General features: G+C 73.1%; 9 protein-coding genes and 3 tRNA genes. 8 read left to right on the forward strand and 4 right to left on the reverse strand.

Features of this window, described 5'->3' with window-relative positions; translation table 11 throughout:
* The first annotated feature begins 400 nt into the window (after positions 1 to 400).
* The 8 genes from PSQ21_RS15315 to PSQ21_RS15350 all read left to right on the forward strand — a co-directional run bounded on the left by PSQ21_RS15315 (position 401) and on the right by PSQ21_RS15350 (position 5,300).
* The gene (locus PSQ21_RS15315; RefSeq protein ID WP_026290384.1) at positions 401 to 736 is read left to right on the forward strand and encodes a histone-like nucleoid-structuring protein Lsr2; all 336 of its coding nucleotides are present in this window, start codon (positions 401 to 403) and stop codon (positions 734 to 736) included.
* A 268-nt stretch (positions 737 to 1,004) separates the two neighbouring features.
* Positions 1,005 to 1,076 (forward strand) — tRNA-Gly (locus PSQ21_RS15320).
* Positions 1,077 to 1,155: 79 nt separating this feature from the next.
* Positions 1,156 to 1,228 (forward strand) — tRNA-Gly (locus PSQ21_RS15325).
* A 167-nt stretch (positions 1,229 to 1,395) separates the two neighbouring features.
* Complete coding sequence (locus PSQ21_RS15330; RefSeq protein WP_274031061.1) at positions 1,396 to 2,421, forward strand: ABC transporter ATP-binding protein; 1,026 nt, start codon at positions 1,396 to 1,398, stop codon at positions 2,419 to 2,421.
* Complete coding sequence (locus PSQ21_RS15335; RefSeq protein WP_274031062.1) at positions 2,418 to 3,239, forward strand: ABC transporter permease; 822 nt, start codon at positions 2,418 to 2,420, stop codon at positions 3,237 to 3,239. Before PSQ21_RS15330 ends, PSQ21_RS15335 begins: the two co-directional genes overlap by 4 nt.
* 1 nt (position 3,240) lies before the next feature.
* Entirely contained in the window at positions 3,241 to 4,587 is a 1,347-nt protein-coding gene (locus PSQ21_RS15340; RefSeq protein ID WP_274031063.1) for a sensor histidine kinase, read from the forward strand.
* Positions 4,584 to 5,204: a response regulator transcription factor gene (locus tag PSQ21_RS15345; protein WP_007447446.1), complete on the forward strand. Its 621-nt coding sequence runs from the start codon at positions 4,584 to 4,586 to the stop codon at positions 5,202 to 5,204. The genes PSQ21_RS15340 and PSQ21_RS15345 overlap by 4 nt, the downstream gene beginning before the upstream one ends.
* Positions 5,205 to 5,227: 23 nt before the next feature.
* A tRNA-Gly gene (locus tag PSQ21_RS15350) sits at positions 5,228 to 5,300 on the forward strand.
* Between the two features lie 56 nt (positions 5,301 to 5,356).
* On the opposite strand, the gene PSQ21_RS15355 is transcribed toward PSQ21_RS15350, so the two are convergent.
* The 4 genes from PSQ21_RS15355 to purD form a co-directional block, all read right to left on the reverse strand.
* Positions 5,357 to 6,271, reverse strand: coding sequence for a phosphoribosylaminoimidazolesuccinocarboxamide synthase (locus PSQ21_RS15355; protein WP_274031064.1), 915 nt, complete (start codon positions 6,269 to 6,271; stop codon positions 5,357 to 5,359).
* Between the two features lie 127 nt (positions 6,272 to 6,398).
* Complete coding sequence (locus tag PSQ21_RS15360) at positions 6,399 to 7,853, reverse strand: N,N-dimethylformamidase beta subunit family domain-containing protein (RefSeq protein ID WP_274031065.1); 1,455 nt, start codon at positions 7,851 to 7,853, stop codon at positions 6,399 to 6,401.
* 247 nt (positions 7,854 to 8,100) lie between these two features.
* Complete coding sequence (locus PSQ21_RS15365) at positions 8,101 to 9,840, reverse strand: hypothetical protein (RefSeq protein ID WP_274031066.1); 1,740 nt, start codon at positions 9,838 to 9,840, stop codon at positions 8,101 to 8,103.
* 497 nt (positions 9,841 to 10,337) lie between these two features.
* Complete coding sequence (purD, locus tag PSQ21_RS15370) at positions 10,338 to 11,588, reverse strand: phosphoribosylamine--glycine ligase (RefSeq protein WP_274031068.1); 1,251 nt, start codon at positions 11,586 to 11,588, stop codon at positions 10,338 to 10,340.
* Between the last annotated feature and the right edge of the window lie 134 nt (positions 11,589 to 11,722).

Consider the following 11,722-nt stretch of genomic DNA (forward strand, 5'->3'; position numbering starts at 1 on the left):
TGGTGCGGCTGTCTCTCCGGGGGGTTCCCCAGACCCCCGCGGGTCCACTCAGCGTACCTGGCCAAAATTTCTACGCGGGTAGATATCGGGCGGGACGGACAGGGCGGAGGCCCTGCGCGGATCACGCCGGGATATCGGCCGCGACACCGTGCGGGAAAAGGTCTGGGAAAAATCGCGCCAGGATTGCACACGGATTGCACACGGACACGCGGGTGCAATTGGCCGGGCTTCACAATGCGGCACCCGCCGCTGTACAAATGATTACCGGGGAAAGCAACATTGCTCCGGGAACAACGGAACAGTCGACACCTCGTCGATCCGCATCCGCCCGCCTGGCAGCCGGAAGGCCGGCATCCGCGCACGCGACACGCGCCGGTGCCGTAGGAAAGGACCGATATCCGTGGCTCAGCGCGTAGTGGTGACGCTCTCCGACGACATCGACGGGGGAGCAGCGGCGGAAACGGTGACCTTCGCCCTGGACGGGAAGACGTACGAGATCGATCTCAATCCCGCCAACGCGAAGAAACTGCGGAAGACCCTGGCTCCTTACGTTGCCGCCGGTCGAAAGCAGACAAATGCCAGCAAGCATGGCAGGACGCCCACGACCTACCACCACACCTCCCTCGCCCCGGACCCGGCGGCCGTCCGCGCCTGGGCCCGCTCGCACCGGATGGAGGTGCCGGCCCGGGGCCGCATTCCGAAGAAGGTCTACGAGGCGTTCGACGCGGCGAGTTGATCCGTGACGGGCCCGGGCGCCGACGGGTTGAGCCGTGGCGGCTCCCGGGCGTCCGGCCCGTCAGGCGTCCGCGACCCCGGGGCCGGAACGCCCCCGCCCCGGGCAGCCGGACGCTCCGTCAGGCGGCCCCGGACGCCCCGCCGGCCGGGCCCCGGGGGCCCGTTCCGCGAGGCCCTCGGGGAGCCGACTTGCGCGACACCCCCGCAGGTCGGCTAGAGTCTGGAGCACGCCGAGGGGCGAGGCCGCAAAGCCGAATCCCACGCAGCGTGCGGGTGTAGTTCAGTAGTAGAACATCCCCCTTCCAGGGGGAAGGCGCAGTGTGCAATTCCTGTCACCCGCTCTGCACGACTCTTCGGACCACTTCGTTGGATCAGGTAGAGTAGTGCTCGCTCCACCGGTGAAAGCCGAGTGGCTGCACTGCGGACGTAGCTCAGTTGGTAGAGCGCAACCTTGCCAAGGTTGAGGTCGCCAGTTCGAACCTGGTCGTCCGCTCAGCATCAAAGGCCCTGACCTTCTCGGTCAGGGCCTTTGTCGTACTCCCGCCTCTCTCATCCCCTGCGGCCTCATGCGTCCGTCCCCTGCGCCCTCATGAGGTTTGTCATGAGCAGTGGTGACAGCGCGCACTGCTCATGGACCGGTTGCGGCGGAAACCTTGAGGCATGACCAGCGACGACATTCTCAGCGACCACGTGGACGGTCCCGTGATCGAGGCGCACGAGGTGCGCCGGCGTTACGCCGGCGGCTTCGAGGCCGTGTCCGGGATCTCCTTCTCCGTGGCCCGCGGCGAACTGTTCGCCCTGCTCGGGACGAACGGCGCGGGCAAGACCTCCACCGTGGAGCTCCTCGAAGGCCTGGCCCCGCCGACCGACGGCACGGTCCGGGTCCTCGGCCACGACCCGTACCGCGAACGCGCCGCCGTACGCCCCCGTACCGGGGTGATGCTCCAGGAAGGCGGCTTCCCCTCCGACCTCACGGTCATGGAGACCGTCCGCATGTGGTCGGCGTGCACCACCGGCGCACGCCCCGCCGGCGAGGCCCTGGAGATGGTCGGCCTGTCCCTCCGGGCGGACGTACGGGTCAAGCAGCTGTCCGGCGGCGAGAAGCGCCGCCTCGACCTGGCGCTCGCCCTCACGTCCCGGCCCGAGGTGCTCTTCCTCGACGAGCCGACGACCGGACTGGACGCCGAGGGCCGGCAGGAGACCTGGGAGCTCGTCCGGGCGCTGCGGGACAACGGCACAACCGTGCTGCTGACCACGCACTACCTGGAGGAGGCCGAGGCGCTCGCGGACCGCCTGGCGATCATGCATCAGGGGAGGATCGTGACGACCGGGACCATCGCCGAGGTGACCGCGCGGCAGCCCGCCAGGATCCGGTTCGTCCTGCCCGAGGCCGTGCCGGCGGCGCGGCTCCCGCTCTCGCTGCGGGCCGCGGCGGAGGGGTCCCGGATCGAGATCCGCACCCCCGCCCTCCAGGAGTCCCTGCACGAACTCCTGGAGTGGGCCCGGGAGTCCGGCGTACGGCTGCACGGCCTCGACGCCCGCTCCGCCTCCCTGGAGGAGGCGTTCCTCGACATCGCGAAGACCCGGCACGCGCCCCGGGACCAGGACCCGCGCCAGGTCCCGGACCGCGCCCCTCGCTCCGGCGGCCCCGGCGGCACGGAGAGCACGAAGAAGGTGACGGCATGACGACCACCACGACCCCCGCCCTCGACCGGACGCCCGCCGCCTCCCCCACGCGCGCGGCGGCCGTGGCCCGGCGGCTGACCGCCCTCGGCCGCGCCGAGCTGATCCTCCTGCTGCGCAACCGGACCGCGATCGTCGTGGCCCTGCTGCTGCCGCTCGTGATGATCTTCGCGATCCGGTCCTCGCTCGAACAGGTCGACCTCGGCGGCACCGGGCTCACCGTCGCCGGCGCCACCCTGACCGGCGGCATCGGCATGGTGCTCGTCCAGGTCGTCTACATGAACCTCGTCTCCGCGTACGTCGCCCGGCGCGAGGAACTCGTCCTGAAGCGGCTGCGCACCGGCGAGATCTCCGACCGCGAGATCCTGGTCGGCACGGCGCTGCCGTCCGTCGCGCTGGCTCTCGCCCAGTGCGTGCTGCTGATGGTGGCCGGCGCGATCGCCTTCGATCTGAGCGCCCCGCACCGCCCCGACCTCCTGCTGGCCGGACTGCTGCTGAGCTTCGTCCTGATGTCCGCCCTGGCCGCGGCGACCACCGCGATCACCCGGACCGTACAGACCTCGCAGCTCACCACCCTGCCGCTGTACTTCGCCTCGCTCTTCGGCTCCGGACTGTTCGTCCCGCTGGCGGTGTTCCCGGACAGGCTGGCCTCCGTACTGGAGCTGCTGCCGATGACCGGCGTGATGACGCTGATCCGGCACGGCTGGCTCGGCGGCGCGGAGGGCGGCGACCTGTTCACGGCCGGGGTGACCGCGCTGGCCTGGACCGCTTTCGGCGTGTTTGCTGTGCGACGGTGGTTCCGCTGGGATCCGCGCGGCTGACATGAAGGGACTGAGGGGCGTGATCGGTCGGGTACGGGGCTGGCGGCGCGACTGGCACGAGCGCAGCAAACTCCAGCGCATCGACCTCTACACACGGGTGACGCTCTCCTCGATCACCTGGCTCTTCGCGGTGTCCTGGGGGCTGGTGCCGCTCGCCGAGACCCTGGACCAGGGAGCGGTGGCCATCGCCCTGGGAGCAGGGTTCCTCGTCGTCAACATCGCCCAGTCCGTGCTGAGCACCCGCAACCTGTTGCCCGCCTTCGACGCCTACCGGGGCCTGGCGCCGTTTCCTCCCGGGCGGCTGCGCTTGCCCGCCGCTCTCCAGGTGGCGATGACCGCCCTCGTGGTGGCCCTCGCGGCGGTGGGAGGCGTGCGGGACGAGGGGCTCGTGCTGCTGGTGCTGGACCTGCCGGTGGCGTTCGCCATCCCGTACGTCCTGATCGTGCCGGTCCGGCGGTTCCTGCTCCACGCCGCCGCCTTCTCGGTGGCCGGCACGGCCCTCCTGGCGGCCGTGGGCGTGCCGGGCGGGCAGTTGTTCGGGGCGGTCGTCTCGCTGACCGTCGTCACCCTGCTGGTGCTCGTGTCGGCCCGGCCGAGCGCCTGGAGCCTGTCGGTGATGTGGCAGGCGGAGGAGGCACGGGACATGCAGGCCCGGCTGGCGGTGGCGGAGGAGCGGCTGCGGTTCGGCCGGGACATGCACGACGTGCTGGGGCGGAACCTATCGGTGATCGCCCTGAAGAGCGAGCTGGCCGTGGAGCTGGCCCAGCGCGGGAACCCCGCGGCGATGGACCAGATGGTCGAGGTGCAGCGGATCGCCCGCGCCTCCCAGCAGGAGGTCCGCGATGTCGTACGCGGCTACCGGGAGGCCGACCTGCCCACCGAACTCATGGGCGCACAGGGCGTGTTGCGGGCCGCCGGTATCACCTGCACGGTCGAGGGCGCGGACGGCCCGGCCGGCATCGGGGCTCCCGCAGCCGTCCAGGGCGCGCTCGGCTGGGTGGTACGCGAGACCGCGACGAACGTCCTGCGCCACGGCGACCCGCGCCACTGCTGGATCCGGCTCGCGCGGACGCGGGACGCGGTGGTCCTGGAGGTCGAGAACGACGGGGCCGGCGCCACCCGCCCGCTCGGCGGCGCGGACGACGGCGGCGGTTCGGGCCTGGCGGGGCTTCGGGTACGGCTCGGCGCGCTGGGCGGGTCGCTCACCGCCTCGGCCGTCGGGGACGATCTCTTCCGGGTGACGGCGACCGTGCCGCTCACGGCGTCCCGCCCGGACGTGAACGGCCACCCCGCACCGCCGCCCCCCAGCCCCTCGCCCGCCCCTTCCGCCCTCCCGGAGGAACGATGACCACCGCGCAGCCCCTGCGGGTCCTGCTGGCCGACGACGAGCACCTGATCCGGGGCGCGCTGGCCGCGCTGCTCGCCCTGGAAGAGGACCTCGTCGTGGTCGCGGAGGCGGCGAGCGGCCCCGAGGCCCTGGCGATGGCTCTGGCGCACCGGCCCGACGTCGCCGTCCTGGACCTCCAGATGCCGGGCGCGGACGGTGTGAAGGTCGCCACATCGCTGCGGGCCGAGCTGCCCCACTGCCGCACCATGATCGTGACCAGTCACGGCCGCCCCGGGCACCTCAAGCGGGCCCTGGCCGCCGGCGTCCGGGGGTTCGTCCCGAAGACCGTCAGCGCCCGGCGGCTGGCGGAGATCATCCGTACCGTCCACGCCGGGAACCGTTACGTGGATCCCGAGTTGGCGGCCGACGCCATCTCCGCCGGCGACTCCCCGCTGACCGCCCGGGAGGCCGAGGTCCTCGAACTGGCGGCGGACGGGGCGCCGGTCGCGGAGATCGCGGAGCGGGCTTCCCTGTCCCAGGGGACCGTACGGAACTACCTGTCATCGGCCGCCACCAAGATCGGCGCGGAGAACCGGCACACGGCGGTGCGTCTCGCACGCGAGCGGGGTTGGGTATAGTAGGCATCGCGCTTCGGCGCACTGCGGACGTAGCTCAGTTGGTAGAGCGCAACCTTGCCAAGGTTGAGGTCGCCAGTTCGAACCTGGTCGTCCGCTCCGGATGGGAAAGCCCCGGTCCTCTCGGACCGGGGCTTTCCGCGTATCCCTGGCGGCTACGACCAGTTGGTGCCGGTGAGCACCTCGTACGCCTCGATGTACTTGGCGCGGGTCGCCGCCACGATCTCCTGCGGCAGCGCCGGGGGCGGCTGCTCGCTCGCACGGTCCCAGCCGGAGGCCGGCGAGGTCAGCCAGTCGCGCACGAACTGCTTGTCGTAGCTGGGCTGCGCCCGGCCGGGCTGCCAGGTGGCGGCGGGCCAGAAGCGCGAGGAGTCCGGGGTCAGCACCTCGTCGGCGATGATCAGCCGCTCGGTCCCGTCCTCGGTGGTCTCGAAGCCGAACTCGAACTTGGTGTCGGCCAGGATGATCCCGCGCTCGTGCGCGATGTCCCGGGCCCGGCGGTAGACGTCGAGCGTCGTGCGCCGCAGCACGGCGGCCGTCTCCACGCCGACCTCCCGGGCGACGGCCTCGTAACTGACGTTCTCGTCGTGATCGCCGACGGCCGCCTTGGTGGCCGGGGTGAAGATCGGTCCGGGCAGCTCGGACCCGTTGACCAGGCCCTCGGGCAGACCGATGCCGCAGACCGTACGGCTGGCGTCGTACTCGACGAGCCCGGAGCCGGTCAGATAGCCGCGGGCCACGCACTCGACCTCGACCATGCGCAGGGACTTGCAGACGAGGGTGCGGCCCGCCCAGTCGGCCGGGGCGCCCGGGGGCAGCTCGGTGGAGATGACGTGGTTGGGGACCAGGTCGGCGAGCTGGTCGAACCACCAGAGCGAGAGCCGGGTGAGGACGCGGCCCTTGTCGGGGATCTCGGTGGGCAGGACCCAGTCGTACGCGGAGATACGGTCGCTGGCGACCATGACGAGGTCGCCCGCCTCGTTCCGGTACAGGTCACGCACCTTGCCGGTGTGCAGGTGGGTGAGGCCCGGAACCTGAACGGGCTCGGGCTTTTCTACAAAACCGGACACGGTGCCTCCGCGTAGATTGATCCAGGAGCGGTTCCGATTGTCCCGTACGGATGTCCCGCGGCGCGCGCCGGGCCCGGCGGGGCGTCGGTCGCGTTCGTGAATCCGGCCGGTCGCGTTCCTCGAACGGTCAGTCGCGCTTGCAGATGCGGTCGAGGAGGTTGGCCGTGGCCCGCTGGATCCGGGGGTCGGTGTGCCCGGGGCGGTCCAGGGCCGGGGACCAGGCGAAGGTGCCGGAGGCGAAGACGAGTGCGCCGGAGGGGGACTGGTAGAGCGAGGTCTCCTGGTGCCGGGTGGCGCCCTCGGAGTCCTCGTACGGGGAGTGGGCGAGCAGGATCCGGTTGTCGTGCTCGGGCAGGGTGGTGCGCGGGAAGTAGCGGTCGGCCTCACCGGCGACCAGGCCCGGGATCTCGTCGCCCTCGACCGCGCCCGTGGAGTCCCAGAGCCAGTGCTCGGCGTTGCGCACGACGAGCGGGCGGGGATCGGGCACCCGGCCCGCGTACTGGATGCCCAGGAGCTGTTGCTCGGGCCGGTCCACCTCGCGCCACAGGGCGGACTTCCCGGGCCCCCGGCGCTTGCGGCAGGTCAGCAGCCGGTCCGCCTCGCCGGAGGCCGACGGGGCGAGGCCCACCTGCCAGTACATGGTGTTGGCGGAGAGGAAGACGAGCGACGTGCCGGAGTCCCGGGCGCGCTCGGCGGCCCGGCGCATCGGCAGCGTCCAGTACTCGTCGTGGCCGGGGAAGACCAGGCCCCGGTAGCGGCTGGGGTCGACGCGGCCCGCGTGCAGGTCGCGGGCGTCGGCGTAGGCGAGGTCGTAGCCGTACCGCTCGGCCCAGCGGATGAAGTCGTACGCGTGCCCCACGTGCAGCGGCAGGCCGGCCCCGGCGTACGGGCGGTCGAAGGAGATCGTGACGGCGGCGTCCTCCTCGCCGAGCAGCCGCCCCCGCTCGTCCCACGCGTGGTAGAGGCTGGCACCGGTACGGCCGTCCTCCGGGTAGAGGTTGTACGCCTGCCAGGTGATGTCGGGCAGCAGGAGCAGCAGGTCGGCGGGGTGGTCATGGCGCACGGTGAAGGGGATGTGCGAGCGGTAGCCGTCGGCGGTGGTCAGGACGGCCACGTACGCGCCGACCGACCAGTAGCTCGGGATCTGGAGCCGCCAGGACATCCACCAGTGGTGGCAGGAGACCGTCCGGTCGGCGGCGAGCGGCGGGGGCTGGACGATGCCGGAGAGCCGCGGGCTGGTGGTGATCTTGGCCGCGCCGTCGCCGCCGTAATGACCGATCCGGTAGACGTCGACGGAGAACTGCTGGGGCGGGTCCACGGTGATGTGGAAGTCGATGGCCTCGCCGGGGGCCGCCGCGCCGGGCGAGACGAAGCCCTTGATCTGGCGGTGCACATCGTCGGCGGTACGGGTGCCGCCGCCGGTGGAACGGGCGAGGTCGGCGTACCAGGGGACCACCTGGCCGGTGTCGTCGAAGTAGTTCTCGCTGCCGCGCAGCCAGGGCAGCGGGCCCTGCCCGAACGGATCGCTGACCGCGTGCGCGAGGGCGCCCGACTCCCACCGTCGAATCTGCTCCGCCCCCATGCCGCGCCCCTCCCTCTGATCCCCGGACAACTCCGGGTGATCCCCCGGACAGCTCCGGGTGATCCCCGGACAACTCTGGTGCGCCGAATGTCAGCGCCGGTCCCCAGCACATCACATAACGCACGCGGTTCGTCACCCTTCGTCGCGAATTGACGGGGGCGGAGAACAGCCGGGCCGGGTCGGTGACACCTGTCGAACCTGGTCATCCCAGCGAACGGAGCTCGTCGTCGGACCGCCGGGCGGGTGGTCAGACCAGCCGGACGGGCTTGTCGGAGCGCACTCCCACCTCGGCCAGCCAGGACAGCAGCGGATCCGGATCGCCGTCCTCGACGAGGCTGAGGACGGGAGTCGCGAGGTCCGCCCGGCGCTCGCCGCCGACGAGCAGCGCCGGGCCGTCCAGCCAGTCCAGGCCGGGGGCCGCGCCGGCCGTGTCCACGGCCGCGCAGCAGACCATGGCCGCGACGTGGTCGGCGAGCAGCTCAGTGCCCGTACGAGGCGGCTGGAGCGGGAAGAGGGGCAGCGGGCCCGGCCCCCAGAGGTCGAGGAGGTCGTCGGCGGCGCCGGACCCCGGGCCGCCGTGCCCCGGGGCCCCGGCATCCTCTCGGGCGACGGCGGCGCCGATGCCCGCCGCCAGTTCCTCGCCCGGGCCGCCGGGTCCGCCGGCACCGGACAGATGCTCCATGACCCGGGCCAGGGTGGGGACGGCGGGATCGGTGGGGGAGGTGGGGGCGGGAGAGTCGGTGGGGTCGGCGGGATCGGTGGGGTCGGGGGCGGAAGCGCGCGGGATGCCCAAGGTGTCCAGGACCCGGTGCAGCCGCGCCGCCTCCGTACGCCACTTCCGGTCGACGACCTCGTCGGGATACTGCTGCCAGTCCACGGGCGCCCAGCCCGGGCCGCTCTCGGCGGGGCCGCCGTGGAAGAGCCGGGCGGCGAGCAGGGACGCCGCCTCGTCGGCGACCCCGGGCTCCTCCAGCAGGTCGCACGCGGGCCGCTCGCCGAGGCGCAGGGCGAAGCCTTCGGCCAGCCGGTCCCGGCGGGAGAGCTCGGTGAGCGCGGAGACGACCCCGGCGTCCAGCCGGGAGGGCCAGCGGCCCATCCGCCAGGCGGGCAGCGCCACCCGGGTCAGCAGCCGGTCCCAGCCGGCATAGGCGAGGCCGACCTGCTCCTGGGCGGCGATCCGCAGCCCGTGGTCGACCGTCTGGGCCCGCATGGAGGCGGCGGCCGCCACACAGCGCTCCATCTCGGCGGCGTGGTCCCGGCAGGCCCGCAGCAGCAGCCGGGAGACCCAGCCGGTGAAGGCGAGCGGCGCCCCGCGCACCGCGCCCCGGCCGGGGGCGGAGGCATCGGCGATCGAGGCGTCCAGACCGCGTACGAAGCGGCGGGCGGCGGCTATGTCGGGGTGCGCGGACGGGCCGGTGCCCGCCACCACGGGGGCGAGGACCGCGCGGAGCTCGGCGACCCGCATCCACCACAGGAACGGCGAGCCGATGACCAGAACGGGGGCGGCGTCCCCGCCCCCGCCACCCGCCTCGGGCCCCGGAGCCCCCGGGGCCCCCACGCCCTTCCGCAGCGCGCGGTGCGTCCGGTCCTCCAGCCAGCTGTCGCAGTCCGGGGTCAGCGCTATGGCCGAGGGCGCGGGCACGTCGAGCCGGTCGGCCAGGTCCCGGACCAGACGGTAGAGGTCGGGGGCCCCCTCCTCCGGCACGGCGACGGTCGGGCTCATGGCGGGCCGCGCGCGGGCCACCGAGACGGCGACCAGGACGGTCACCAGCAGCACGACGACCGCGACGCCCAGAACCGTCCAGCGCACGGCGTCCCAGGCCGGACCGGCCAGGTGCCCCCGCGCGCCCGCCGCGAACAGCACGACGGCGACGGCCGCGGGCAGGATCGCCACGGCCAGTGCCCTGCTGCGGATCCGCAGCAGGGAGAGCGCTCGGGCCTGTGCGGCCCGCGCACCCAGCTCCTCACCCACATCGATACCGGACACGGCCGGACGTCACCCCCTCTGCCCCTCGACGGTGTTGGTCACTCCCCCACTGTGGCACCCGTCACCGACATCGCAATGCCGGTGGGCCAAGTGCCCGAACACTTGCGCCGCACCCTAGTTGGGGCCCCGGCAACCGTCATCCGGATGGCCCAGTCGTCACCCGATGGAATGGCTTTGGGCAAAGCTGCTGACGTGTTCGCGTCCATAGGCAAGCGCACCGGCCGGGGTGCCCGGGCAAGGAGCAGCCCCTCGCGCCCGCCCCCGTACGCCGGTGGCGTACGGGGGCGGGCGGAGGGGCTGCGGTGCTCTGGTCCACGGTCCCTCGGGCCTGCGCGGCCCGCGGTCTGCCGAGCGCCCCCGGCCTGCGGAACCCTGACGGCGGGACGGCGACCAGCAGGCCCCTGATGACCAGCAGGCCCCTGACGGCGGGACGTCACGGGGCGCATGGGCACACAGGCGCATGGGCGCATGGGCGCCACGCACGGGCGCCACGGGTCTCAGTCCTGCGAGGCCTTCAGGGCGATGTCCGTACGGTGCTGGGATCCGTCCAGGCGGATTCGGCCGAGCGCGGTGTAGGCCCGCTCCCGGGCCGCCGTGAGGTCCTTGCCGGTCGCGGTCACCGAGAGCACCCGCCCGCCCGCGCTGAGCACCGTGTCACCCTCGGCGCGAGTCCCGGCGTGCAGGACGTACGCGTCGGGGGCATCCTGCGCCGCCACGTCCGCGAGCCCGTCGATCGGGTCGCCGGTGCGCGGGGTGTCCGGGTAGTTGTGCGAGGCGATGACCACGGTGACCGCGGCGTCGTCGCGCCAGTTCAGCGGGGGGAGGACGTCGAGGGTGCCGTTGGCGGAGGCCAGCAGGACACCGGCCAGCGGGGTCTGCAGCCGGGCCAGGACGACCTGGGTCTCCGGGTCGCCGAAGCGGGCGTTGAACTCGATGACCCGGACGCCGCGCGAGGTGATCGCGAGGCCCGCGTAGAGCAGCCCGGAGAAGGGCGTGCCCCGTCGGCGCAGCTCGTCGACGGTCGGCTGGAGGACGGTTTCGAGGACCTCGTCGACCAGCTTGGGGTCGGCCCACGGGAGCGGGGAGTAGGCGCCCATGCCACCGGTGTTCGGGCCCTCGTCGCCGTCGAGGGCGCGCTTGAAGTCCTGGGCGGGCTGGAGCGGCACCACGGTGGTGCCGTCGGTGATCGCGAAGAGGCTGACCTCGGGGCCGTCGAGGAACTCCTCGATGACCACGCGGTCGCAGGACAGCGCGTGGGCGCGGGCCACGTCCACGTCCTCGGTGACGACGACGCCCTTGCCCGCCGCGAGGCCGTCGTCCTTGACGACGTACGGGGCGCCGAAGGCGTCGAGGGCCTCGTCGATCTCGGCGGGGGTGGTGCAGACGTAGCTGCGGGCGGTGGGGACCCCGGCGCCGGCCATGACGTCCTTGGCGAACGCCTTGGAGCCCTCCAGCTTCGCGGCCTCGCCGGAGGGGCCGAAGCAGGGGATGCCGGCCGCGCGCACGGCGTCGGCGACCCCGGCGACGAGCGGCGCCTCCGGGCCGACGACCACCAGCCCGGCGCCCAGCTCGGTCGCGAGGCGCGCGACGGCGTCACCGTCGAGCGCGTCGACCGGGTGCAGTTCGGCCACCTCTGCGATGCCGGCGTTGCCGGGGGCGCAGTACAGAGCGGTGACATCGGGGTCGAGGGACAGAGAGCGGCACAGGGCGTGTTCGCGGGCGCCGCCGCCGATGACGAGGACCTTCACGGGGTGCAGCCTATCCGCCGGGCACGAGGAGCCCCGACGGCCGCCGGTCCGTGGACAGGCGGCCTCCTGTTCTCCGCCACCACCGCATCACTGCTCGCCCCTCCTCCTCACTGCTCGCGGCCCCTGCTCGCTGC

The sequence above is a fragment of the Streptomyces sp. MMBL 11-1 genome, from assembly GCF_028622875.1.
In the GTDB taxonomy this organism is placed as follows: domain Bacteria; phylum Actinomycetota; class Actinomycetes; order Streptomycetales; family Streptomycetaceae; genus Streptomyces.